27 protein-coding genes are annotated in these 23,759 nt (G+C 36.1%); 25 read left to right on the top strand and 2 right to left on the bottom strand.

From position 1 onward, the window contains the following. Position 1 precedes the first annotated feature (1 nt). From hisC to DN410_RS00660, 12 genes are all read left to right on the top strand, one after another. A complete protein-coding gene (gene hisC / locus DN410_RS00715) occupies positions 2 to 1,114 on the top strand; it encodes a histidinol-phosphate transaminase (protein WP_149174918.1) in 1,113 nt (370 codons plus the stop codon). Positions 1,115 to 1,442: 328 nt separating this feature from the next. Next, positions 1,443 to 2,705 (top strand): tetratricopeptide repeat protein, encoded by a 1,263-nt coding sequence (locus tag DN410_RS00710; RefSeq protein WP_149174917.1) that lies wholly within the window; start codon positions 1,443 to 1,445, stop codon positions 2,703 to 2,705. Between the two features lie 73 nt (positions 2,706 to 2,778). Further along, positions 2,779 to 3,315, top strand: a complete 537-nt coding sequence (locus DN410_RS00705) for a ReoY family proteolytic degradation factor (RefSeq protein ID WP_001095928.1) — start codon at positions 2,779 to 2,781, stop codon at positions 3,313 to 3,315. 154 nt (positions 3,316 to 3,469) lie between these two features. Next, positions 3,470 to 3,925, top strand: a complete 456-nt coding sequence (locus DN410_RS00700; protein WP_149174916.1) for a YpiF family protein — start codon at positions 3,470 to 3,472, stop codon at positions 3,923 to 3,925. A gap of 143 nt (positions 3,926 to 4,068) precedes the next feature. Next, positions 4,069 to 4,581 carry a menaquinol-cytochrome c reductase iron-sulfur subunit gene (qcrA, locus tag DN410_RS00695; RefSeq protein ID WP_001290419.1) on the top strand — a complete coding sequence of 171 codons (513 nt, stop codon included), beginning with the start codon at positions 4,069 to 4,071 and terminating at the stop codon, positions 4,579 to 4,581. Next, on the top strand, positions 4,582 to 5,256 hold the full coding sequence (gene qcrB / locus DN410_RS00690; protein WP_000932700.1) for a menaquinol-cytochrome c reductase cytochrome b subunit: 675 nt from the start codon (positions 4,582 to 4,584) through the stop codon (positions 5,254 to 5,256). Positions 5,257 to 5,299: 43 nt separating this feature from the next. Then, positions 5,300 to 6,067, top strand: a complete 768-nt coding sequence (gene qcrC, locus DN410_RS00685; RefSeq protein WP_000554603.1) for a menaquinol-cytochrome c reductase cytochrome b/c subunit — start codon at positions 5,300 to 5,302, stop codon at positions 6,065 to 6,067. A gap of 110 nt (positions 6,068 to 6,177) precedes the next feature. Continuing rightward, positions 6,178 to 6,771: a lipoprotein heptaprenylglyceryl N-acetyltransferase LhaT gene (gene lhaT / locus DN410_RS00680; protein ID WP_149174915.1), complete on the top strand. Its 594-nt coding sequence runs from the start codon at positions 6,178 to 6,180 to the stop codon at positions 6,769 to 6,771. 22 nt (positions 6,772 to 6,793) lie between these two features. After that, positions 6,794 to 7,480 carry a lipoprotein intramolecular transacylase Lit gene (gene lit, locus DN410_RS00675; RefSeq protein WP_149174914.1) on the top strand — a complete coding sequence of 229 codons (687 nt, stop codon included), beginning with the start codon at positions 6,794 to 6,796 and terminating at the stop codon, positions 7,478 to 7,480. A gap of 107 nt (positions 7,481 to 7,587) precedes the next feature. Further along, positions 7,588 to 8,376, top strand: coding sequence for a sporulation protein YpjB (ypjB, locus tag DN410_RS00670; RefSeq protein ID WP_149174913.1), 789 nt, complete (start codon positions 7,588 to 7,590; stop codon positions 8,374 to 8,376). A gap of 102 nt (positions 8,377 to 8,478) precedes the next feature. Further along, a complete protein-coding gene (locus DN410_RS00665) occupies positions 8,479 to 9,162 on the top strand; it encodes a zinc metallopeptidase (protein ID WP_011109966.1) in 684 nt (227 codons plus the stop codon). Positions 9,163 to 9,285: 123 nt separating this feature from the next. After that, entirely contained in the window at positions 9,286 to 9,930 is a 645-nt protein-coding gene (locus tag DN410_RS00660; RefSeq protein ID WP_149175050.1) for a uracil-DNA glycosylase, read from the top strand. Positions 9,931 to 9,957: 27 nt separating this feature from the next. On the opposite strand, the gene DN410_RS00655 is transcribed toward DN410_RS00660, so the two are convergent. Further along, a complete protein-coding gene (locus DN410_RS00655; protein WP_149174912.1) occupies positions 9,958 to 10,839 on the bottom strand; it encodes a YitT family protein in 882 nt (293 codons plus the stop codon). Positions 10,840 to 11,227: 388 nt separating this feature from the next. Here DN410_RS00655 and DN410_RS00645 point away from each other — a divergent pair, with 388 nt between their 5' ends. Genes DN410_RS00645 through DN410_RS00615 form a run of 7 tightly spaced genes read left to right on the top strand, consistent with a single transcriptional unit; the run spans position 11,228 to position 16,782 of the window. Then, positions 11,228 to 11,569: a nucleotide pyrophosphohydrolase gene (locus DN410_RS00645; protein WP_050427491.1), complete on the top strand. Its 342-nt coding sequence runs from the start codon at positions 11,228 to 11,230 to the stop codon at positions 11,567 to 11,569. After that, positions 11,569 to 12,369 (top strand): dihydrodipicolinate reductase, encoded by an 801-nt coding sequence (gene dapB, locus DN410_RS00640; RefSeq protein WP_149174911.1) that lies wholly within the window; start codon positions 11,569 to 11,571, stop codon positions 12,367 to 12,369. The genes DN410_RS00645 and dapB overlap by 1 nt, the downstream gene beginning before the upstream one ends. 14 nt (positions 12,370 to 12,383) lie before the next feature. Further along, the gene (gene mgsA, locus DN410_RS00635; protein WP_000684766.1) at positions 12,384 to 12,779 is read left to right on the top strand and encodes a methylglyoxal synthase; all 396 of its coding nucleotides are present in this window, start codon (positions 12,384 to 12,386) and stop codon (positions 12,777 to 12,779) included. A gap of 11 nt (positions 12,780 to 12,790) precedes the next feature. Further along, entirely contained in the window at positions 12,791 to 13,495 is a 705-nt protein-coding gene (bshB1, locus tag DN410_RS00630; protein WP_149174910.1) for a bacillithiol biosynthesis deacetylase BshB1, read from the top strand. Further along, positions 13,492 to 14,637 carry an N-acetyl-alpha-D-glucosaminyl L-malate synthase BshA gene (bshA, locus tag DN410_RS00625; RefSeq protein ID WP_071709764.1) on the top strand — a complete coding sequence of 382 codons (1,146 nt, stop codon included), beginning with the start codon at positions 13,492 to 13,494 and terminating at the stop codon, positions 14,635 to 14,637. Before bshB1 ends, bshA begins: the two co-directional genes overlap by 4 nt. After that, positions 14,624 to 15,817 (top strand): CCA tRNA nucleotidyltransferase, encoded by a 1,194-nt coding sequence (locus DN410_RS00620; protein WP_149174909.1) that lies wholly within the window; start codon positions 14,624 to 14,626, stop codon positions 15,815 to 15,817. The genes bshA and DN410_RS00620 overlap by 14 nt, the downstream gene beginning before the upstream one ends. After that, the gene (locus DN410_RS00615; RefSeq protein WP_149174908.1) at positions 15,802 to 16,782 is read left to right on the top strand and encodes a biotin--[acetyl-CoA-carboxylase] ligase; all 981 of its coding nucleotides are present in this window, start codon (positions 15,802 to 15,804) and stop codon (positions 16,780 to 16,782) included. The genes DN410_RS00620 and DN410_RS00615 overlap by 16 nt, the downstream gene beginning before the upstream one ends. A gap of 104 nt (positions 16,783 to 16,886) precedes the next feature. Here DN410_RS00615 and DN410_RS00610 read toward each other — a convergent pair whose 3' ends face one another. Further along, positions 16,887 to 17,276 carry a cupredoxin domain-containing protein gene (locus DN410_RS00610; protein WP_149174907.1) on the bottom strand — a complete coding sequence of 130 codons (390 nt, stop codon included), beginning with the start codon at positions 17,274 to 17,276 and terminating at the stop codon, positions 16,887 to 16,889. A 528-nt stretch (positions 17,277 to 17,804) separates the two neighbouring features. Between DN410_RS00610 and panB the strand changes: the two genes are divergently transcribed. The 6 genes from panB (at position 17,805) to DN410_RS00580 (ending at position 23,752) form a co-directional block, all read left to right on the top strand. Beyond that, positions 17,805 to 18,641 (top strand): 3-methyl-2-oxobutanoate hydroxymethyltransferase, encoded by an 837-nt coding sequence (panB, locus tag DN410_RS00605; protein ID WP_149174906.1) that lies wholly within the window; start codon positions 17,805 to 17,807, stop codon positions 18,639 to 18,641. Beyond that, entirely contained in the window at positions 18,641 to 19,489 is an 849-nt protein-coding gene (gene panC / locus DN410_RS00600) for a pantoate--beta-alanine ligase (protein WP_149174905.1), read from the top strand. The genes panB and panC overlap by 1 nt, the downstream gene beginning before the upstream one ends. Before the next feature lie 12 nt (positions 19,490 to 19,501). After that, complete coding sequence (gene panD, locus DN410_RS00595; RefSeq protein WP_000490187.1) at positions 19,502 to 19,885, top strand: aspartate 1-decarboxylase; 384 nt, start codon at positions 19,502 to 19,504, stop codon at positions 19,883 to 19,885. A 130-nt stretch (positions 19,886 to 20,015) separates the two neighbouring features. Next, a complete protein-coding gene (gene dinG / locus DN410_RS00590) occupies positions 20,016 to 22,817 on the top strand; it encodes an ATP-dependent DNA helicase DinG (RefSeq protein ID WP_149174904.1) in 2,802 nt (933 codons plus the stop codon). A 253-nt stretch (positions 22,818 to 23,070) separates the two neighbouring features. Further along, entirely contained in the window at positions 23,071 to 23,241 is a 171-nt protein-coding gene (locus tag DN410_RS00585; RefSeq protein ID WP_000412179.1) for a YpmA family protein, read from the top strand. Between the two features lie 7 nt (positions 23,242 to 23,248). Continuing rightward, positions 23,249 to 23,752 carry a cell wall elongation regulator TseB-like domain-containing protein gene (locus DN410_RS00580; RefSeq protein ID WP_149174903.1) on the top strand — a complete coding sequence of 168 codons (504 nt, stop codon included), beginning with the start codon at positions 23,249 to 23,251 and terminating at the stop codon, positions 23,750 to 23,752. Positions 23,753 to 23,759 lie beyond the last annotated feature (7 nt).

Genomic DNA, 23,759 nt, shown 5'->3' with positions numbered 1-23,759 from the left:
AATGAGAGTGAAAGAGCAATTGTTAACTTTAAGAGCATATGTACCTGGGAAAAATATTGAAGAAGTAAAAAGGGAATATGGATTATCAAAAATTGTGAAATTAGCATCGAACGAAAATCCATTTGGTTGCTCAACACGTGTGACAGAAGCGTTAACTTCTTTAGCGGGCCAATACGCTCTTTATCCGGATGGATATGCCTTTGACCTGCGAACGAAAGTAGCAGAGCATGTAGGTGTAAAAGCGGAACAACTATTATTTGGTAGTGGATTAGATGAAGTCATTCAAATGATTAGCCGTGCATTACTACATGAAGGCACAAATGTTGTAATGGCGAATCCTACGTTCTCACAATACCATCACCATGCTGTTATTGAAGGAGCAGAAGTTCGTGAAGTACCACTAAAAGAGGGCATTCATGATTTAGATGCAATGTTACAGCAAGTAGATGACAAAACGAAAATTGTATGGATTTGTAATCCGAATAACCCGACAGGTACATACGTAGAAAAACAAAAGTTGCTTTCATTCTTAGAATCAGTTCCTAAGTCAGCACTCGTTATTATGGATGAAGCATATTATGAGTATGCGGGAGCGGAAGACTATCCGCAAACATTACCACTTCTTGAAAAGTATGAAAATCTTATGATTTTACGCACGTTTTCAAAGGCGTATGGTTTAGCTGCTTTTCGTATCGGGTACGCGGTTGGTAATGCGAAGTTAATTGGACAGCTAGAAGTAGCAAGGTTACCATTTAATACATCGACTGTAGCGCAATCTGTAGCAATAGCTGCATTAGAAGATCAAAAGTTTCTAGAAGAATGTGTGCAGAAAAACGCTGAAGGTTTAAATCAATACTATGCATTTTGTAAAGAATATAACGTATTCTATTATCCATCTCAAACAAATTTCATTTTCTTAAAACTTGGTATTCCTGGTAATGAAGCTTTCGAACGATTAATGAAAAAAGGATATATTGTTCGTTCAGGTGCTGCATTTGGCATACATGATGGTATTCGTATTACTGTCGGTTTGAAGGAAGAAAATGATGAAATTATAGAGTTGCTGAAAGAGCTTGTAAATGAGCAAGTACAGAAAGAAGAAACATATTCTTAAGAGATTGTGAAGGCTCCTATTATAGGAGCCTTTTTTATCGCATTAAAAATAAAGGTTGAAGACTGGTAATTAAGTTGTTCTGTAAACCACGGTTTGTATGGCTCGATAATTAGTGAGAGAAGTTATTTGCACGGTCATAAAAGAAAGCAGTACAATAGAAGATGATGATAAGGTATCGGTGTCATATCCGAACCTTTTGAACAATTAGCTACTCTGTAAGAAGAAGTATAAGAAGAAGCATGCTCATTCTAAAGGTTGCGTTCTAACAGTGAGTTGCTTATGATAAATGAACAGAAGAGAATATTTTTTAGAATTAAAGGAGACGTTTATGCAAAAGTTTGAACAAGCTGTTTCATATATTGAAAATGGTGAAGCGGAAAAAGGATTACAATTATTAAAAGAACAATTACAAATTGCAAATGATGAAGAGAAGTATGATATCGCTCGTTATTATCATACACTTGGATTTATGGATGAAGCGTTAGCTATTACTGAGGACTTACGCCTACTGTATCCAGAAGAAAGTGAATTTACGGTATTTTTAGCAGAATTATATATTGATCTAGATAAAGAAGATGAAGCGATTGAAGTGCTTCATGATATTCCAGAAAATGACGATTTATATGTTCAATCGTTATTACTTGTTGCAGATTTATTCCAAATGCAAGGTTTTGATGATGTAGCAGAGCAAAAACTATTAAAGGCGAAAGAAATGATGCCTGATGAACCTGTTATTACGTTTGGATTAGCAGAATTATATAGTAGTAAAGGTGAAGAACAAAAGGCAATTACTTATTATGAATCGCTATTAGCGGAACATAAAGTAATGGGTGGTGTTGTGATCGCACTTCGTCTCGCAGAAACGTTAAGCGCGATCGGAAACTGGGAAGAAGCGATTTCTTATTATGAAGCAGGCCTAGAGGAACAAAAAGATATTCACTCATTATTTGGATATGCCTTCACATTATACCAAGGTGAAGAATATCAGAGAGCAATTGGTGCTTGGCAAGAACTAAAAGAATTAGACCCTGAGTACGCATCACTGTACATGTATTTAGCGAAAAGCTATGAAAAAGAAGGAATGCTTCAAGAAAGCTATGAAACGCTTCATGAAGGAATTAAAGTAGATGAGCTTTCAGTTCCATTTTATGTAGAATTAGCGAACATTGCAGCTAAATTAGGAAAATTAGTAGAAGCAGAAGAAGTACTTCAAAAAGCGCTTGAGTTAGATCCTGGTCATTTAGGTGCAACATTGAAATATGCGTATATCTTAAAAGAACAGGAAAAGTATGAAGAGTTAATTGCAGTTGTAGAGCGTGCTATTGATAGCGGAGAGCCAGATACACAACTACTTTGGGACCTGGCGTTTGCAAAAAAACAATTAGAAATGTATTCGGATGCATTAAAACACTATGAAAGTGCATATACTTCTTTTAAGAATCATCCAGACTTCTTGGAAGAGTACGGTTATTTCTTATTGGAAGAAGGAATGCGAAAAGAGGCGAAAGAAGTATTTACCCAGTTAATACAACTAGACCCGACACAAATTCATATTGAAGATTTGTTATATAATTTAGAGGATTTTTCATAAGTTGGAAGGAAACTGAATGCCGCTTCTTGAATCTAAAAAGAAAAGAGAAAGACAGAGGAGGGACTTAATTGCTATGAATACCCCTGTTTCTGTAAACGAGAAGAAGGATTTTGTAAAATGGTTTTTGAATAATTACCAACTGAAACAGCGTGAATGTGTATGGATTTTGAATTATTTAATGAGTCACGACCAATTAATGCATAAAGTCCACTTCGTAGAGCATGCAAAATATTGTCCGCGTGGCTTAGTGATGTCAGCGAATTGTGTGAAAGACACACCGTTTCACTTTTTTAAACAAAATGTTATGACAACAGATGCTGAAAAATCGTTTCATGATATTCGTTTAAATCGAGATGAAGATATTTATATTCAACTCAACTTTAAATCATCGTTTCAAAATGCAAACTATGTAGCTGTATTAGAAGAAAACCCATATTTACCAAAGCATATTGAGGTAAATGAAAAAGACCGTTTGCTGGCAGAGAGGTTTTTAGAAGAGAGTGTATTTTCATTTAGAAGAGAACGTCTTTTGAAACAAATTGATGAAGCGTTGGATAAGCAAGATAAGGAAACGTTTCATCGGTTAACAGCAGAGTTAAAAACTTTATAGAATTCATTTGGATTATTAAATTTTTAAAAGTTTCAGAATTTTTTCAAGAAAAACTACCTAATATAGGTAGTTTTTCTTTTTTTACCTCTTTTAGTATGGTTTAATATATATAAAGTGAAAGTTCTGTTATTTCTGAGTGGAGGAGGGAAGAGACTTGAAATGGATTGTAAAAGATGTGGAACAGTTTGAGCAAGCAAGGGAGTATGTAGATACAGGAGTTATACCACTGTTATCAGTTTCGGCAGCAAAAGAAATGAAAATGGTTGTAGAACAAGGTGAATTTATTGAATTGTTGAGTATGGAGTTAGAAAGAGAATATAAAGGAAGAGTGCTTTTACTACCAGCATTTACGTATTTAGTAGAAAGTCAAAAGAAGGAAAAAGGTCGTTTGCAAGAATGGACAGATCATTTACAAAGGCAAGGTTTTAAGCATATTGCGTATGTTACAAGTGATTTTTCATGGAAAGAAGATATGCAAGATATGCAGGGAGATTTATTTTGGTTTCCGTCATTAGCGCTAGAACAATTTAGTGATCAAGCAAAAAGAGAGCTGATTCATGCACATATAAAAAATATAATGGTGATGTTAGAAGAAAAATGGGGAAAATAATAATAAACAGAAAGTTCTTATTATTATGAGTAGTATGATATTGACCTGTGCATGAGCGTATTATATCATGATAGTGTCCTAGTTTTTATTTTTTATATAATTTATCACGAGGGGACAATTTCTGATAGAGGGGGGAAATTTTCGTGAGCGAGAAAGAACATCGTGTGTCAAGAAGACAATTTTTAAATTACACACTTACAGGGGTAGGAGGCTTTATGGCAGCAGGTATTCTAATGCCGATGACGCGATTTGCGCTTGATCCGGTGTTAAGAAAAGAAGCAGGAACAGATATGGTTGCTGTTGCACAAGTAAAGGATATTACAACAGAACCAAAACGTTTCGACTTTAAGGTGAAGCAGGTTGATGGTTGGTACAAGTCTGAAGAGCCAAAATCAGCTTGGGTTCATAAAGATGAAAGCGGAGACATTGTTGCATTCTCTCCAGTATGTAAACATTTAGGATGTACAGTTAACTGGAATTCGGACAAAGCACATCCGAATCAATTCTTTTGCCCATGTCACGGGGGCCGTTATACAAAAGATGGAATGAACATTAAAGGCACGCCGCCCCTTGCTCCACTCGATGTATACGAATCTAAAGTGAAAGATGGAACGCTTTATTTAGGAAAAGCGAAGCCAAAAGGGGGTGCAAAGTAGATGCTAAATAAAATTTATGATTGGGTAGATGAACGGTTAGATATTACACCAATATGGCGCGATATCGCTGATCATGAAGTGCCTGAACATGTAAACCCAGCACATCACTTTTCTGCATTCGTGTATTGTTTTGGAGGACTTACCTTTTTCGTTACTGTAATTCAAATTTTATCTGGAATGTTTTTGACAATGTATTATGTACCTGATATTAAAAATGCTTGGGAATCGGTGTATTATTTGCAAAATGAAGTTGCATACGGACAAATTGTTCGTGGTATGCACCACTGGGGTGCTAGTCTCGTAATTGTAATGATGTTTTTACATACACTCAGAGTTTTCTTCCAAGGTGCGTATAAAAAGCCTCGTGAGTTAAACTGGATTGTTGGTGTTCTTATTTTCTTTGTTATGTTAGGTCTTGGTTTTACCGGATATTTATTACCATGGGATATGAAAGCGTTATTTGCTACGAAAGTAGGGATTCAAATTGCAGAGCAAACGCCGCTCATTGGTCCTTATATAAAAACATTACTCGCTGGTCATTCCGAAATTGTTGGCGCTCAAACATTAACTCGCTTCTTTGCTATTCACGTTTTCTTCTTACCAGCAGCACTTCTAGGTTTAATGGCCTTCCACTTCATCATGATTCGCAAACAAGGTATTTCCGGTCCGCTATAAGAGATTGCTAAATTAAAGGGGAAAGAACTAAAGGAGGGAGATTATGCATCGCGGCAAAGGGATGAAGTTTGTAGGAGATTCTCGGGTACCAGTAGCTCGGAAACCAAATATTCCAAAAGACTATTCTGAATACCCAGGAAAAACAGAAGCATTTTGGCCGAACTTTTTGTTAAAAGAATGGATGGTTGGTGCAGTTTTTTTAATCGGTTATTTATGTTTAACAGTGGCGCATCCATCACCGCTTGAGAGAATGGCGGATCCAACAGATGCAGGATATATACCACTTCCAGATTGGTATTTCTTATTCTTGTATCAGTTATTAAAGTATTCTTATGCTTCTGGTTCATTTACTGTAATTGGAGCATTTATTATGCCAGGGATTGCGTTTGGAGCATTATTGTTAGCCCCATTTCTTGATCGAGGCCCAGAAAGACGCCCATTGAAGCGACCTGTGGCAACTGGGTTTATGCTTTTAGCAATTGCATCGATTATCTTTTTAACTTGGGAATCTGTAGCACACCACGACTGGGAAGCTGCAAAAAAACAAGGAGCAATTGTAAAAACGGCACCAGTTGATAAAAATGATGATGGATACAAGTTAATGCAAAAAAATACTTGTTTAACATGTCATGGTGACAATTTACAGGGCGGGGCGGCAGCACCTGCTTTACAAAACTTAACTTTAAAACCAGAAGAAATCGCTAAAATTGCGAAAGAAGGAAAAGGTTCAATGCCTAAAGGGGTATTTAAAGGTACAGATGAGGAACTGAAAAAGCTTTCGGAATTCGTTGCAAAGTATAATAAAAAATAATAAAAAGCTGACTACAAAATTTGTAGTCAGCTTTTTATTTTGATGATAGAAAGTTTACTATATAATAGAGTAGAGTTTGATGAAAGAATGAAAGGTGTTGGATGTACAGCTTGGTTTACTTGTATGCAATGTTAAGGCAACGCTCGGTATTATTATTTTTGTTGGTTGTTAATATATTAGGTACAATTTACGGATTTATATGGTATGGAAATCAATTAAAAGAAACTTCACCTATATTTTGGCCGTTTGTACCAGATAGTCCTATGGCGAGTCTCTTTTTTGTCTTTGTTTTAATTGGTTTCTTAATAAAGAGAAACTGGGGATTAATAGAGGCGCTAGCAATTGTTACTTTAATAAAATATGGTATATGGGCTGTTGTTGTAAATGGGATTATGATTTATGTAAAAGGTCCTATTGGTCTTATGGGATATATGTTAATGCTATCGCATTTTGCAATGGCAGTGCAGGGAGTGTTATATGCGCCGTTTTACCGTATAAAAAAATGGCATTTTGTAGTGGCGGGTATATGGACATTACATAATGACGCAATTGATTATTTATTTTGGCAAATGCCGAGATATGGCATTATGCATTTGTTTGTAGAGAAAATTGGTTATTTTACATTTTGGTTAAGTATTGCTGTGTTGTGCATCACATATTATTATTGCCTACGTGAGCGTCGAAAACAGTTTTCTTTATGGTAGTGAGAACATTTAGGGGGAGAAAATGAAGAAAAATAAGAGTGGTACAAAAATATTGGATCGATTAATTACGATAGCTGTTTCATATAGCATAGCATTTTCTATTTTTGCACTTGCAACAATGGCGGTTGTATATGGAAAATGGCTGTATTATTTTGAAATTGATTTTTTAAATATTCCAGATTTAGCGGATATGACGAAGGATGAAATTAAGAGAAATTATGATGTGCTTATTACATATTTATCTCCGTTTTATGATGGGGCATTACAATTACCAACATTAGATATGTCTACAAATGGGCGTATACATTTTGTTGATGTTAAAAATATTTTAGTAAAGATTCAATATGTGATGTATGCGACAATTATGATAGCAGTGATAGGCGGCGTTTATTTATTAAAAAGAAAAAACGAAAAGTTTTTACTGCACGGATCGATTTTAACGATTATATTTCCGATAGCACTGATGTTACCAATTGCTATTAATTTTGAAAAGAGTTTTGTATTATTCCATAAGCTTTTATTCAGTAATGATTATTGGATGTTTGATATTGAAACGGATCCAATTATATTAATGCTACCGGAAGAGTTCTTTATGCATGCTGCATGTGCTATTTTATTATTCATTTTAAGCGGTAGTATACTTTGTTTCAGTTTATATAGGTATTTCGTAAAAAAGAAAAGGGGTTCAAAGAAAAAATTCTCTGTTTAAAGAGAATTTTTTTGTTTTGAAAACGATAATATATTTTTCAGCCCAGTTCTGTTCTATTCTTGTCCAATTCAACATATTTTGTACTAGTAGTTATAGGGGGGACCGGGATGAAGAGAACATTAATTGGATTGATCGCATTTCTAATTATAATGTTTCCGTTACGTATATATGCTGAAGAGTGGAATGAACTAACAGGGTTGTTAGACGACTCATTGCAGTTGGTGAAGCGTAATGAAGATGCAAAAGCAGTACAAGTATTACAAAATTTCTCGGAGCAGTTTGTAATAAAGGGAAATGAAAAAAAGCAAGAGGTAACACCAGATCAATTTAGAGTTATTTCTTTAGCTTATGACAAGGCGAAACAATCTCTCTCGGAAGAGGGTTTAAGTAAGCAAGTAAAAATTGATAATGTGTTAGCCCTGCAACTTGCTGTTGATGCGCAAGTATCGAAATATCAACCACTTTGGATGGAAAGGGAAGGGAAAGTAATGGATGCCTTTTCTCAAATGGAAAAAGCGATGAAAAAAGAAGATGCTGGGCAGTTTCAACAAACTTTGAATACATTTTTAAAGGAATTTAATATTATTTACCCAAGTCTAATGATTGCCCTGCCGGAAAACGAGGTGCAACGTGTAAATGTTCATTTATCTTATTTGGACGAATTTCGTAACGTTATGTTAAAAACGAAAGGCGGTCAAATGCAATTAGGAATTATTAAAGGGGATTTGCAAAAGATATTTCACACAGTAAAAAAGGATGAAATTTCCTCTTCTCTCATTTGGTTTATGACAATTACTGGAGGGCTTATTTTATTCACATTAACTTATGTTGGATGGAGAAAGTATAAAGGAGAGAGAGAGAAACGAAAAAGTAATATGCATTCTAAAAATAGATAATATGGATAAATAAAGATACGGATTGTAAGGTTTATTCATTGACAATAATGGCAGAAGAAAATAGAATGAGAAGTACTATAATTAAAACTTCAATGGAGGTTCATGATGTTTTATTTAATTTACTTCGCGATCATAATGATCATACCGTTGTATGCACAGTCAAGAGTACGTAGTGCCTATAGCAAGTATTCACAAGTTTATTCAACATCAGGTATGACAGGAGCGGAAGTGGCTCGAAAAATTTTAGATGAAAATGGATTATACAACGTAGCTGTGGAAGAAACACCAGGTCATTTATCAGACCATTATGATCCAACTGCCAAAACGGTTCGATTATCAACAGATAACTATTACGGTCATTCAGTTGCTGGTACAGCAGTTGCAGCACATGAAGTAGGACACGCGATTCAAGATGCACAAGATTATAACTTTATGCGTATTCGTCATTCATTAGTTCCTGTAGCCAATTTTGGCTCGAATATATCATGGGTATTTATTATGATTGGTATATTTGCGACAATGTCAAAACTATTGTTATTAGGAATTATTTTAATGGCAGCAGGTGTTGTGTTCCAACTCGTTACATTACCAGTTGAGTTTGATGCATCAAAACGTGCAATGCAACAAATCGAAGCGCTAGGTATCGTATCAACAGATGAATATGGCCAAGCTCGCAAAGTATTAAATGCGGCAGCATTAACATATGTAGCAGCTGCAGCTGTAGCGGTATTTGAATTATTACGTCTCGTATTAATGTATACTGGTATGCAGCGTAGCGACGACTAAAGACTATCAATTATGATAGTCTTTTTTTATTATTTGTAATAAATGGATAGGATAAAATGAAAGAAACATTGTAAGAAAGTCAAAATACATATAAACAGCGTATGAGAAAGGCAGGTGGAGATGGTGCAATATCCAGACGATCTAGTAAAACAAGTGAAAGAGCGTAGTAATTCTTATCAATTAGAAGGTTTTTTAAGTGGACAAGGTCCTGAAAATCCAAAATTTATGTTGTTAGGAGAAGCGCCTGGTGAAACAGAAATTCATAATGGGATACCGTTTAGCGGGAGGGCGGGAAAACAATTGATGGGTTTTTTAGAACGGATTCAAGTTACAAGGGAAGAAGTATATATTACGAGCGCTGTTCGGAGTAGACCTTATAAATGGCGAGAGAAAAAAGAACGCAATGGTGAAATCATACAGAAAAAGTATAATAGAACGCCAAATCAAGGGGAAATAATTGCGCATGCACCGTTGTTAGATTATGAATTAGAGCAAATAAACCCGAAGCTTATCGTCACACTTGGAAATATCGGCCTTCAACGTTTAACAGGAAAAAATAAAAAAATAACAAATGTACATGGACAATTACTAAAACAGCCCATTCAAAAATTAAAGGATATGCAAAGTGCAGAGTTTACATGGTCAGAGAAAGAATATCATATTTTTCCGACCTTTCATCCAGCTTCAATTTTTTATAACCGGAGTTTATTGGAGTTGATTTATGAGGATTTAGAGAAGCTGAAGCAACATATATCAATAAAAAACTAGAAAAGCTAAGCAGCTTTTCTAGTTATATTAATTATGTAACGGTTTTTTATTTTCATCTAATGTAAATCCTTCGCCAACTACATCATGTACATCGCTTACAGCGACAAAGGCGTGAGGGTCTACAGAAGTAATGATATTTTTTAATTTCACGATTTCATTTTTTGCAACGACGCAATACAATACGTTACGTTCTATTTTTGTATAGGATCCAACAGCTTTTAAAAAGGTTGCACCGCGCTCCATTTCGGATAAAATTTTTGCAGCAATTTCATCGTTTTTATCCGAGATAATAGTCGCTCCTTTAGCTGCATAAGCACCTTCTTGCATAAAGTCAATGACTTTTGCTCCGATAAAAACAGCAACTAACGTATACATGCCTTCGCGATATGATAAATAGGTAAGAATAGAGACGACAATAACGACGGCATCAAACATAAACATCGTTTTTCCCATACTCCATCCAAAATATTTGTGAGCTAGTCTTGCGATAATATCAACACCGCCAGTAGTACCGCCGTACTTAAATATAATTCCAAGTCCGATACCGATAAATGCCCCAGCGAATAAAGCAGCCAGTGTCATATCATTTTGCAAGTTTAAATGTAAGTTGAGTACTTCGTAACGCTGAAAAATCCATAGGAATAAAGATACGCTAAAGGTACCTATTAATGTGTACAAAAATGTCGTTCGACCGAGTAACTTCCAACCGATAAAAAATATAGGAATATTTAAAATTAAGTTTGTATAGGAAGGGTCAAGAGAAAATAGAAAATATAATAATAGCGTAATACCAGTAAATCCACCCTCTGCAAGGTGGTTTTCAATATTGATATTCACAATACCGAAAGAGAAAATAGCGGAACCGATTAAAATGAAAATGATATTTCGAATCTTCAAGTTTGCTTTCATATAGAAATCCCCCTAATTATGTAATGATTGGCAGTGCTCCGCTGAAACGATAAAACATAATAAAAAGTTATTTCTAGTTGTTGGTGAAAATAGTGAAATTCCGTAGGAACCCGATTGGTGCGGGCTGATCTTTTGCAAAAACCGCAAAAGAAAGTTTCACTTTACCCCGTTCCAACGGCTGGTAGGAGATAAAGCTCTGAAGAAAGGCGAACCAGCCGTAGGAACCCGATTGGTTCAACTAATCTTTTGCAAAAACCGCAAAAGAAAGTTTCACTTTATTATAGTCTATCCAAAAAAGGGTCGCAAATAGGTGTTTGACAGGGAATAATATTTGTCAAATCGCGATGAATTGGCTAACATGAAAGAGGAAGGATTAGAGGTGAATTGTATGGAAGCAAAAACGATGAAGGATATGCAGAAAGAAGTAGATGCATATATTGGTCAGTTTAAAGAAGGTTACTTCAGCCCGCTTGCAATGATGGCTCGTTTAACAGAAGAAATGGGAGAACTTGCGAGGGAAGTAAACCATTATTATGGTGAGAAACCGAAGAAAACAACTGAAAAAGAACGAAGTATTGAAGAAGAGCTTGGAGATGTATTGTTTGTTATGATTTGTATGGCAAATAGTTTAAATATTGATTTAGAAACAGCGCATAACATTGTAATGGAGAAATTTAATACACGTGATAAAGATCGTTGGACACGTATTGATGAGGGAGAGAAAGAATAATGAAAGAAATTAAAGTAATTATCGCTGGACCAAGAGGACGTATGGGACATGAAGCAGTCCTTCTTATGGAAAGAACAGAACATTTCAATTTAGTAGCAGCAGTGGACTATAAGCATGGCGGAGAGAAGATTTCTGATTTACCTGGTATGCCGAAGTTAGATACACCAGTTTACGCAGATTTACATACTTGTTTAGATGAGGTAGAAGCAGATGTATTATTAGATTTAACAACACCAGAAGTTGGAAAGAAACATGTGACACTTGCAGTTGAACGTGGACTTCGATCTGTTATTGGTACAACTGGATTTACTGAAGAAGAACTAAAGCAATTAACAGAAAATGCAAAAGAAAAAGAAGTAGGAACAATTATCGCTCCAAACTTTGCAATTGGTGCAGTTCTTATGATGAAATTCTCACAAATGGCAGCGAAGTACTTCCAAGATGTTGAAGTAATTGAATTGCATCACGATCAAAAATTAGATGCACCATCGGGTACAGCTGTAAAAACGGTAGAGTTAATCCGTCAAAATCGTGTGCCAAAAGAACAAGGACATCCTAATGAAACGGAACAATTAGCAGGAGCACGTGGTGCAAATGTAGACGGTATTCACATTCATAGTGTGCGTTTACCAGGACTTATTGCACACCAAGAAGTAATGTTCGGTGGGGATGGGCAAATGTTAACAGTTCGTCATGATTCATTTAATCGTGCATCATTTATGTCAGGTGTCAAACTATCAATTGAGACAGTAATGAACCTGGATCATCTTGTGTACGGTTTAGAAAATATTATCGACTAAAGGGGAGACAACGGATGAAAATTGCCTTAATCGCACATGACAAAAAGAAAAATGATATGGTTTCGTTCGCATACGCATATAAACCAATTTTTGAACAACATGAATTATTTGCAACAGGAACGACAGGACTTCGTATTATGGAAGCGACTGGCTTAGTTGTAACAAGATATCAATCGGGTCCACTTGGTGGTGACCAAGAAATTGGTGCGATGATTGCAAAAAATGATATGGATATGGTGATTTTCTTCCGTGATCCATTAACAGCACAGCCGCATGAACCTGATGTGAATGCGTTGCTTCGTTTATGCGATGTATATGCGATTCCACTTGCAACGAATATGGCAAGTGCTGAAATGCTAATGCACGCATTAGAGCGAGGAGATTTAGATTACCGCAAGTTTAGAAAATGAGGGGAACAATTATGAGTGGATTACATATATTAGCGTTTGGTGCTCATGCCGATGATGTTGAAATAGGCATGGCTGGTACCATTGCTAAATATACAAAGCAAGGGTATGAAGTAGGTATTTGTGATTTAACAGAAGCTGATCTTTCTTCAAATGGAACGGTAGAGTTGAGAAAAGAAGAAGCAAAGGCCGCTGCTCGTATAATGGGAGTAAAGACGAGACTGAATTTAGCGATGCCAGACCGTGGTTTGTATATGAAAGAAGAATATATACGTGAAATTGTAAAGGTGATCCGTACATATAAGCCAAAACTAGTTTTTGCACCGTATTATGAAGATCGTCATCCAGATCATGCAAATTGTGCAAAGCTTGTGGAAGAAGCTATATTTTCGGCAGGAATCCGAAAATATATGCCAGAACTTCCACCGCATCGTGTAGAGTCATTTTATAATTATATGATTAATGGTTTTCATAAACCGAATTTTTGTATAGATATTAGTGAGTACCTATCGCAAAAAGTGGAAGCATTAGAAGCGTATGAAAGTCAGTTTTCAACAGGGAGTGATGGTGTTAAGACGCCGTTAACAGAAGGTTACGTTGAAACTGTGGTCGCTCGTGAGAAGATGTTTGGAAAAGAAGTGGGAGTCTTGTACGCCGAAGGATTTATGAGTAAGAAACCGGTTTTATTACATGCTGATTTAATAGGGGGATGTAAATGAAATTGAAAATAGGTATTACATGTTATCCTTCTGTAGGTGGTTCTGGAGTTGTTGGAACAGAATTAGGAAAGCAATTGGCGGAGCGCGGGCATGAAATTCATTTTATTACATCGGGTTTACCATTCCGGTTAAATAAAGTGTATCCAAACATTTATTTTCATGAAGTGACGGTAAATCAATACTCTGTATTTCAATATCCACCATATGATTTAGCGTTAGCGAGTAAAATGGCAGAGGTTGCCCAAAGAGAAAACTTAGATATTTTACATGTGCATTACGCAATACCACATGCGATTTGTGCGTATTTAGCAAAACAAATGATTGGAGAGCGCATTAAAATTGTTACAACCTTGCATGGAACAGATATTACTGTGTTAGGTTCCGACCCTTCGTTAAATAATTTAATTCGGTTTGGTATTGAGCAGTCGGATGTTGTTACCGCTGTCTCACATTCATTAATTGATGAAACGCATGAGCTTGTAAAACCAAATAAAGACATTCAAACGGTATATAACTTTATAGATGAACGCGTATATTTCAAGCGTGATATGTCTCAATTAAAGAAAGAATACGGTATAAGTGAGAGTGAAAAGATACTGATTCACATTTCAAATTTCCGTAAAGTGAAACGTGTACAGGACGTTGTTCAGGCATTTGCTAAAGTGGCTAAAGAAGTAGATGCAAAGTTGCTTCTTGTTGGGGACGGACCAGAATTTTGTACGATCTTACAGTTAGTGAAGAATTTACATATTGAAGATCGCGTTTTATTCCTAGGAAAACAGGATAATGTTGCAGAGTTACTTGCGATGAGTGACTTAATGTTGCTTCTATCAGAGAAGGAAAGTTTTGGCCTTGTTTTATTAGAAGCGATGGCGTGTGGTGTACCTTGTATCGGAACAAGGGTTGGAGGTATTCCAGAGGTCATTCAACATGGTGAAACAGGGTATTTATGTGAAGTTGGCGATATAACAGGAGTGGCAAATCAAGCTATTCAGCTATTAAAGGATGAGGAACTTCACCGTAATATGGGAGAACGAGCGAGAGAAAGTGTTTACGAGCAGTTTCGCTCAGAAAAAATCGTCTCACAATATGAAACGATTTACTATGACGTACTAAGGGATGACAAAAATGGAAAGATTTAAAAAAGCTAGTTCTATTATTGAGACATTAAAGCAACAAGGGCATGAGGCTTACTTTGTTGGCGGGAGCGTACGAGATCTTATTATCGACAGACCGATTGGAGATATTGATATTGCGACATCTGCTTTACCAGAAGAAGTGATGGGAATATTTCCAAGGCATGTTCCTGTTGGTCTTGAGCATGGAACTGTAATTGTTGTAGAAAATGGTGAACCTTATGAGGTAACCACTTTTCGAACAGAAAGCGAATATGAAGATTTTCGAAGACCTAGTAGTGTTCAATTTGTTCGTTCATTAGAAGAGGATTTAAAGCGTCGTGATTTTACAATGAATGCGATTGCCATGACAGAAGAAGGCGAAATGGTTGATTTATTTGCTGGGCAGGAAGCGATTCAAAAAAGAGAAATTGTAACAGTTGGAAATGCGGCAGATCGTTTTCAAGAAGATGCCTTACGAATGATGCGCGGTATTCGATTCGTAAGTACGTTAGGATTTGCTTTAGAAACAAAAACGAAACAAGCAATTGAAACGTATGGACATTTGCTGGAACATATAGCAATTGAGAGAATTACAGTGGAGTTTGAAAAACTGTTAACTGGCACATATTGTGTGAAGGGTCTCCAAGAGTTAGTAGAGACGAAGCTATTTTCTCATTTACCATATTTACAAATGTCAGAAGAGAGATTATTAAAAGCTACGCAGTATAACTGGGATTCTTTTGAAACAGACATTGAGGCATGGGCGTTTTTCTTATATTGTATTGGGGAAGAACATCCATCTGTCTTTTTACGTCAATGGAAGTTTTCGAATAAAAAAATAAAAGATATCGTCGCAGTTTTATTAACAATCCGTAAGAGAAAGGAGAAGGATTGGGATACAGTTCTTCTTTATAAAACGGGAATTCATATAGCTGAAATGGCAGAAAGAGTATATGAAGCGATGATTGAAAGCTATGATAATACATCTGTTAACCGGGTACAAACGTTGTTTCAAGCATTGCCAATCAAGAGTCGACAAGAGATGAATGTGACTGGGAATGATTTGTTAAACTGGGCAAGTAAAAAGCCCGGTCCATGGGTTGCAGAAATGATTCAAAAAATTGAAGAAGCAATCGTACAAGGAAACGTAGTTAATGAGAAAGAGTGTATAAGGGAGTGGCTGCAAGAATGCAATCTACTATAAGAAAGCAGTTATTGCAAGTTTTTTCGGAAGCGGATGGAGAGTTTGTATCTGGCCAAACGATTAGTGATAAACTTGGTTGTTCGAGAACCGCTGTATGGAAACATATGGAGGACCTTCGAAATGAGGGGTATGAACTTGAAGCTGTGCGTCGATTAGGTTATCGCATTGCGAGTAAGCCTGACAAAGTGACCGCTAATGAAATTCAGTTAGGGCTACAAACGAAGCGAATTGGTAGAACAGTGTATTTTGAAGAAACTGTTGAATCTACGCAGCATATTGCGGCAAAACTTGCTTATGAAGGTGCAGAAGAAGGAACGATTGTTGTGGCAGAAGAGCAAACAGCAGGAAGAGGTCGTTTAAGCAGAAGATGGCATTCACCAAAAGGAACGGGAATTTGGATGAGTATTATTTTGCGTCCATCGATCCCGGTTCATCATGCACCGCAGCTTACTTTATTAGCGGCTGTTAGTGTTGCACAAGCAATTGAAAAATGTGCGGGTGTAGCTGTAGGAATAAAATGGCCAAATGATATTTTAATCCAAGGTAAAAAAGCTGTAGGCATATTAACAGAAATGCAAGCGGATCCTGATAAAATTAATGCTGTCATTATGGGTATTGGTATTAATGCGAATCAAAAGCAGGAACATTTTGACGAAGAAATTCAGCATATTGCTACTTCTTTAGCGATTGAATCTGGTAAGCCAATTGTTCGTGCAGAGCTTATGCAACAAATCTTTTTACAACTAGAAAAATTATATGAAGAGTATTTACAAAATGGTTTCTCTGTTATTAAAATTCTTTGGGAAAGTTACGCTGTGAGCATCGGGAAAGAAATTACCGCTCGAACGATGAGAGAGACGATTACGGGGGTAGCAAAAGGGATTACAGAGGATGGTGTATTGCTTCTGGAGGATCATGAAGGAAAAGTACATCATATTCATTCTGCGGATATCGAAATTAAGTAAAAGAAGTTCCTCTTTTGGAACTTCTTTTTATTTCAATATTTTTGAGTTGAATTTGTAAATTGATAATAAATTCTTATTATCATTCGTCTAGTTGGCCGTGCATGTTATTTGACGATTACTTTGCCCTCCATTCCTTTAAGGAGGTGGTACCGACATATTAGTTCATATGTACCAGCATTTTTAGGTTTTACGGTAATGTTTTTTTCTTTTCCTGGCTCGACTACGACGTCAATGCCGAGTTTTTTTACTGTAAAGGTGTGCTCGTTTTTACCTTTATTTTTCAATAGCAATGTTGTTGATTCTTCAATCGGAACCGTGATGACATTTGGATGAAAGTAATCATCATTCAGCTCGACCTCAATCACTTGTGTTGAATCAATAGGTTGTGTTACGCCGTTAACTGAGGCAAATACATGGGAGGATCCTAAAGGCACCCACCATACAATCATCATAAGCAAACTGGTGAACCGAAATAACCACCTATTCATAGACATCTGCACTTCTCCTTTGCTAAGTACTTTTCCTCAATTAACCTGCATCATTAGGTTAAGAGTTATACTTTACATTCAAATAAAATATCATTATCTTTAAATCAACTTTTCACATTTTAAACGAGGTTCAGAAGAAATTAACTTGGATTTTTTAGTGTGCATGGAAAACCAAACCACTTATCTTTCCATGATTGAGTTAACGATAAAAACTTAATAGCATATATACTCATAAGTTAAATTTCACATACCGTAATAGGAATAAAAAATTATTTTTTCAAAAAAATGTAGTAATTCCTTTTTGGAGTTTGCTATAATTAGTTCGAATATGGGCAGTATCAAAGCGAACTGCACCATTATTTTATGCAGTATGAAAAAATAATAATTTGGATTCTGCCTTGATCCAATAACGGACTGGGACAGAGGGATGAATAATGCCGACTAACACACAACCCTTCTGCCCTTTTATGGCCAGAGGGGTTTTTTATATGATTTCGGCCATCTCCTCTCTCCTGTATAAAGGAGGAGTAGTTTTTGAAAACAAAAACAGATTTTTTGAAGATGAAAGAGCAAGGTGAGCCGATTACAATGCTAACGGCGTATGATTATCCTTCTGCTCAATTAGCAGAAGAAGCTGAAGTTGATATGATTTTAGTTGGAGATTCTCTTGGGATGGTTGTACTCGGATACGATTCAACAGTACCTGTAACAGTAGAGGATATGATTCATCATACGAAAGCTGTACGCCGCGGAGCAAAAGAAACATTTATTGTAACTGATATGCCGTTTATGTCTTATCACGTATCCTTACAAGAAACGATGGTGAATGCACGCCGCATCGTTCAAGAGAGTGGGGCACATGCACTGAAAGTAGAAGGTGCTGGAGAAGTTATATCAACGATTCACTATTTGACGAATGCGGGAATTCCTGTTGTAGCACATTTAGGTTTAACCCCTCAATCTGTAGGAGTATTAGGTGGGTATAAAGTGCAAGGAAAAGATGCTGAAAGTGCAAGGAAATTAATTGAAGATGCGAAGAAATGTGAGGAAGCTGGTGCGATAGCGCTTGTATTAGAATGTGTGCCTATGCAGTTAGCAGAACTAATTTCGAAGCAACTAACAATTCCTACAATTGGCATTGGAGCAGGACAGAAAGTAGATGGGCAAGTTCTTGTATACCACGATCTTATATCATATGGCGTAAAGCGTGTTCCGAAGTTTGTGAAACAATATACGTCTGTTCAGGAGGAGATTGTGCGAGGAATTTCGCAATATGTTGCGGAAGTAAAGGCAAAGCAGTTTCCTGAAGAAAAACATTCGTTCACAATGAAAGAAGAAGAATGCTTAGCGTTATATGGAGGAAAACAATAATGAAAATCATAACTACAGTGCAAGAGATGCAGCAAGTTACGAGCGAACTTCGTACAAGTGGAAAAAGTATTGGTTTTGTTCCAACGATGGGATATTTACATGAAGGGCATGCTACTTTATTACGTACGGCAAGAGAAAAAAATGAAATTGTAGTTTTAAGTGTATTTGTAAATCCGCTACAGTTTGGACCGAATGAAGATTTAGATCGATATCCTCGTGATATTGATAGAGATGAAAGTGTAGCAAAAGAAAACGGTGTTGATTATTTATTTTATCCAAGTGTAGAAGAAATGTATCCAGCAGAACAAACAACAACAGTAGAAGTCGTAAAACGTACTGATGTATTATGTGGCAAACAAAGACCAGGTCATTTTGCAGGAGTTGCGACTGTACTCATGAAACTCTTTAATATTGTAATGCCAAGTCGTGCTTATTTTGGTATGAAAGATGCACAGCAAGTCGCTGTAATTGAAGGGTTTGTAACTGATTTTAATATTCCAGTTACGATCGTGCCAGTCGATATCGTAAGAGAAGAAGACGGATTAGCGAAAAGTTCTCGTAACGTGTATTTATCACAAGAAGAACGTGCAGAGGTTCCTCATTTATATCGCAGTCTATGTATAGCGAGAGAACGAATCGAGGAAGGGGAACGTAATCCGGAAATCATTACAAATCTAGTAAAAGAGCATATTGAGACGCATACGAAAGGCACTGTAGATTATGCAGATTTATATGCATATCCTTCATTGGAAATAATAGAAAAACTTGAAGGACGAATCATTTTAGCGATTGCAGTTAAGTTTGAAAATGTACGATTAATTGACAATATAACATTAACGGTTAAATAAGGGGGAGCATCTATGTTTCGCACAATGATGAGAGCGAAGTTACATCGTGCAACTGTAACGGAGGCAAATTTAAATTATGTAGGTAGTATTACAATTGATGAAGATTTAATGGATGCGGTAAATATTGTAGAAAACGAAAAAGTACAAATTGTAAATAATAATAATGGTGCTCGTTTAGAGACATACGTTATTAAAGGGGAACGTGGTAGTGGTGTTGTTTGTTTAAACGGTGCTGCAGCAAGGCTTGTACAACCAGGAGACAAAGTAATTATTATTTGTTATGGCCTAGTGACGGAAGAAGAGGTTCATAAACAAGAACCAAAAATTGCAGTGTTAGACGATCAGAACCAAATTATTGAAATGTTAGGTGCTGAAAAAGCAGGTACGATATTATAAGCAGGAAAGGCTATCTCTATTACAGAGGTAGCTTTTTTGTGCATCTTTTCATTAAGATGAGATAAAACGTGGTATAGTAACATTATATAATTTTTGTGTTTGATAGGTAAGAAATTGAGGTGTTACATATATGAGTAAGCGTTATGTCGTTGTTGATTTAGAGACGACAGGGAACTCCTGGAAAGATGGGAAGGATAAAATTACCCAAATTGCAGCTGTTGTAGTAGAAGATGGAGAGATATTGGAGATTTTTTCGTCTTTTGTTAACCCAAAGAGAGAAATCCCACCATTTATTACAGAATTAACAGGGATTGATGAAAATCTTGTAAAACAAGCCCCGTTATTTCAAGATGTAGCCCCGATGATTGTTGAGCTATTACAAGGTGCGGCTTTCGTTGCGCATAATGTTCACTTTGATTGGAATTTTTTAAATGAAGAATTAAGACAGGCTGGATATACAGAAATACATTGTCCGAAAATCGATACGGTTGAATTGGCCCAAATTCTTTTGCCAACAGCTGATAGTTATAAATTACGTGATTTAGCTAAAAAACATGAACTCGAGCATGATCAACCACACCGTGCGGATAGTGATGCTCTTGCAACAGCGGAATTGTTTTTACAATTTTTAAATGAAATTGAAAAGTTACCACTTGTCACATTACAATCTCTTTATGAATTAAGCGATGTGTTCCAAAGTGATATAGCTGATGTGCTTTCTGAAAATATTTTAAAGAAAGTAATGCACGGTAAAGAAGAGATAGCGGAGTATGAAGTACATCGAAATATTGCGCTGCGCAAACGGAACTATTCTTTAAGCATTGGAGAAACATGTTCATTAAAGTTTGATGCTTTCTTGAATAAAACGATGGATAAACTGGAATTACAAATGCCAAAGTTTGAAAGAAGAGAAAGTCAGCAAATGATGATGAAAGAGATATATACGGCGTTAAGAGATTCTCGTTTTTCTCTTATTGAAGCGGGTACAGGGACTGGAAAGACTCTTGCTTATTTACTTCCTAGTCTTTATTTTGCAAAGAAAAAAGAAGAACCTGTCATTATCAGTACACAGACGGTACAACTTCAACAACAAATATTGGAAAAAGAAATTCCGTTGTTACAAAAAATAATGCCATTTGTATTTGAGGTAGCTCTTCTAAAAGGAAGAAAGCATTATCTTTGTTTACATAAATTTGAGTATGCTTTGCAAGAGGAAGAGAAAAATTATGATATGGCACTTACGAAGGCGAAGATTTTAGTTTGGCTACTGCAAACTGAAACGGGTGATCGTGACGAATTAAATATTCCTGAGGGCGGAAAGTTACTATGGAATCGTATTTGTAGTGATGCATATAGTCCAGGCGGTATGCAAAGTAATTGGTTTAGTCGTTGTTTTTACCAGCGAGCAAAGAATAAAGCTTTATTTGCAGATATCGTTATTACAAATCATGCGTTATTATTCCAAGATTTTTCAAGTGAAGAACCATTATTTGCTTCATGCGAATATATTATTTTCGATGAGGCTCATCATATTGAAGAGGCTGCGAGTAGAACATTAGGTGAACAGTTTTCCTGTATGTATTTTCAATTGATTTTATCTCGTCTTGGTACACTAGAAACGGATGATGTGCTGTCTAAAGTATATAAAATGATGAAAAAGTCAGAGCAAGCATCTCGTTCGACTTTCCGTATGATAAGTCATAGTTTGAAGGAACTAAAATTTGATGCAGATGAACTATTTCAAATGTTACGCACTTTTATATTTAAACAAACGAAGCAAGAGCAAGGTCCAAACAATATGCCTCTCATTTATCGATATAACACAGAGGTAGAGAAAGGTAAGTTGTGGGATAGTATCGTTGAATTAACAAATCGTTTTGTATATGAATTAAGAAGACTAGTGACTAATCTTGAGAAACAAGTGGATATATTGCAAAGTAAGTTAGAATGGGAGATGCATGTTGTTACGGGTGAATTTATGCATTTAATTGAGTTGCTGAGAAAGATGGCAGAATCATTACAGTTACTCGTATTAGAAAAAAATGCATATGTAACTTGGATGGAGACGGAAACGAAAGGAACGATTCATTCGACTGTTTTATATGCGCAACCTGTTCATATTGGTGAAAGATTTGCTGATGAATTTTTAACAGAGAAAAAGAGTGTTATTTTTACATCTGCCACATTAACAGTTAACGATACATTTGATTATATAAAAGAGGAGCTTGGCTTACATGATTTTGCTCCAAACACATTAAAGGTTCCATCGCCATTTCGTTATGATGAACAAATGAAATTAATGGTTTCAACGGATGTGCCTTTTATTAAGCAAGTAAGTAATGAGGAGTATATTGAATCTGTATCGGCACATATCGCAAAGATAGCGAAAACTACAAAAGGTAGAATGCTCGTCTTATTTACTTCGTATGAAATGTTGAAAGAAGCCTATACGAATTTGAAAAATAATGATGAATTAGAAGGTTATTTATTATTAACACAAAGTGTGAATAATAGAAGCCGAAGCCGTTTAATTCGAAAGTTTCAAGAGTTCGACAAATCGATTTTGTTAGGTACAAGTAGTTTTTGGGAAGGGATAGATATTCCGGGAGATGCCTTAAGTTGTCTAGTTATTGTTCGTCTTCCATTTACACCTCCCCATCAGCCAATGATGGAAGCGAAAGGTGAATGGTTAAAAAATCAAGGTGAGGATGTATTCGCTAAATTAGCGCTCCCGCAAGCAATATTGCGTTTTAAACAAGGATTTGGGCGTTTAATTCGAACGAATACAGACACGGGAACCGTAGTAGTGTTAGATCGTCGTTTGACGAGTTCTTCCTATGGAAAACGATTTTTACAATCCATTCCGAATGTCCCACTTTATGAGGGGCCATTAGAAGAATTATTAGTACAATTAGAAGAACCATCAAGTTGATAAATTTTGGAAGAAAAATACGCCTGAAGTAATTAGAAACTTCAGGCGTAAAAAATGTGGGTAGGAGGAATTTTATTTTTCTTACTTCTTGTATACAAAATGTATTGGTTTTCGACTTGAAACCTTTTTTTGCTGTACATGTCCTGCTATAATAGATGGGTGATGAAGCAGGGGTTGTAAAGAATGTACTCTTATTGTAACCGCATTGCGTTCTTCTATAATTAGAAATTTTTGTGTAACGGAGGAGTTTTTCATGGAGAAGAAAATCGAAGTACTATCAACGACGCGTATTAAGTATTCGTCTGATTTGTATAAAATTGTTGATAGTTTGAATCGTACGTTAAAAGAGCAGGACCTTATGTTCGGATTAGCATTAGACGAAAAAGACAAAGAAACAGCTGTATTTACCATTTACAGAACGTAGTGATACAATGAAAAAGTGGATCTTTGCAATCATTATCGTTATCGTTGCTAGCGGAATATACGGGGCGTATGTTTATAATAAAACGATGGAAAAGAAAATTCCAAAAGAATCAAAATCTGTAGAAATTGCTAAAGAAAAAGCAAAGCTTACAAAGGTAAAATCGGTTGATTATTATAACGGAAAATCTTCATATACAGTCGTACAAGGTACAGATGAAAAAGGAGAAGCGATTATTGTTTGGGTACCTGATAAAAAAGGAAATGTTCTTGTGAAGAAAAAGAGTGAAGGCATTTCTGAAAAAGAGGCTTTACAAAGATTGGCAGACCAAGCAACTGGAAAAGGCGATGAGCCGAAGCCGAAGCCAAAACAAATTGTCAAAGTAAAATTAGGTGCTGAAAACGATATTCCGTTGTGGGAAATTACATATATTGATCAGGAAGATCGTTATACGTATTATTATCTAGAATTTCAAAATGGGGAATATGCTGCACATTACAGCATTGAAAAATAGATGTAGG

Origin of the sequence: Bacillus sp. SH5-2 (assembly GCF_008368905.1) — a bacterium.
In the GTDB taxonomy this organism is placed as follows: Bacteria; Bacillota; Bacilli; order Bacillales; family Bacillaceae_G; genus Bacillus_A; species Bacillus_A luti.
Note: the sequence above shows the minus strand (reverse complement) of the source record. Positions and strands in the feature narration are given on the sequence as shown.

Bases quoted from the DNA above. Each gene is read 5' to 3' on its own strand.
- hisC (WP_149174918.1), top strand. From the start codon at position 2: ATGAGAGTGAAAGAGCAATTGTTAACTTTAAGAGCATATGTACCTGGG.
- DN410_RS00710 (WP_149174917.1), top strand. From the start codon at position 1,443: ATGCAAAAGTTTGAACAAGCTGTTTCATATATTGAAAATGGTGAAGCG.
- DN410_RS00705 (WP_001095928.1), top strand. From the start codon at position 2,779: ATGAATACCCCTGTTTCTGTAAACGAGAAGAAGGATTTTGTAAAATGG.
- qcrB (WP_000932700.1), top strand. From the start codon at position 4,582: ATGCTAAATAAAATTTATGATTGGGTAGATGAACGGTTAGATATTACA.
- qcrC (WP_000554603.1), top strand. From the start codon at position 5,300: ATGCATCGCGGCAAAGGGATGAAGTTTGTAGGAGATTCTCGGGTACCA.
- lit (WP_149174914.1), top strand. From the start codon at position 6,794: ATGAAGAAAAATAAGAGTGGTACAAAAATATTGGATCGATTAATTACG.
- ypjB (WP_149174913.1), top strand. From the start codon at position 7,588: ATGAAGAGAACATTAATTGGATTGATCGCATTTCTAATTATAATGTTT.
- DN410_RS00665 (WP_011109966.1), top strand. From the start codon at position 8,479: ATGATGTTTTATTTAATTTACTTCGCGATCATAATGATCATACCGTTG.
- DN410_RS00655 (WP_149174912.1), bottom strand. From the start codon at position 10,839: ATGAAAGCAAACTTGAAGATTCGAAATATCATTTTCATTTTAATCGGT.
- DN410_RS00645 (WP_050427491.1), top strand. From the start codon at position 11,228: ATGGAAGCAAAAACGATGAAGGATATGCAGAAAGAAGTAGATGCATAT.
- dapB (WP_149174911.1), top strand. From the start codon at position 11,569: ATGAAAGAAATTAAAGTAATTATCGCTGGACCAAGAGGACGTATGGGA.
- mgsA (WP_000684766.1), top strand. From the start codon at position 12,384: ATGAAAATTGCCTTAATCGCACATGACAAAAAGAAAAATGATATGGTT.
- bshB1 (WP_149174910.1), top strand. From the start codon at position 12,791: ATGAGTGGATTACATATATTAGCGTTTGGTGCTCATGCCGATGATGTT.
- bshA (WP_071709764.1), top strand. From the start codon at position 13,492: ATGAAATTGAAAATAGGTATTACATGTTATCCTTCTGTAGGTGGTTCT.
- DN410_RS00620 (WP_149174909.1), top strand. From the start codon at position 14,624: ATGGAAAGATTTAAAAAAGCTAGTTCTATTATTGAGACATTAAAGCAA.
- DN410_RS00615 (WP_149174908.1), top strand. From the start codon at position 15,802: ATGCAATCTACTATAAGAAAGCAGTTATTGCAAGTTTTTTCGGAAGCG.
- DN410_RS00610 (WP_149174907.1), bottom strand. From the start codon at position 17,276: ATGTCTATGAATAGGTGGTTATTTCGGTTCACCAGTTTGCTTATGATG.
- panC (WP_149174905.1), top strand. From the start codon at position 18,641: ATGAAAATCATAACTACAGTGCAAGAGATGCAGCAAGTTACGAGCGAA.
- panD (WP_000490187.1), top strand. From the start codon at position 19,502: ATGTTTCGCACAATGATGAGAGCGAAGTTACATCGTGCAACTGTAACG.
- dinG (WP_149174904.1), top strand. From the start codon at position 20,016: ATGAGTAAGCGTTATGTCGTTGTTGATTTAGAGACGACAGGGAACTCC.
- DN410_RS00585 (WP_000412179.1), top strand. From the start codon at position 23,071: ATGGAGAAGAAAATCGAAGTACTATCAACGACGCGTATTAAGTATTCG.
- DN410_RS00580 (WP_149174903.1), top strand. From the start codon at position 23,249: ATGAAAAAGTGGATCTTTGCAATCATTATCGTTATCGTTGCTAGCGGA.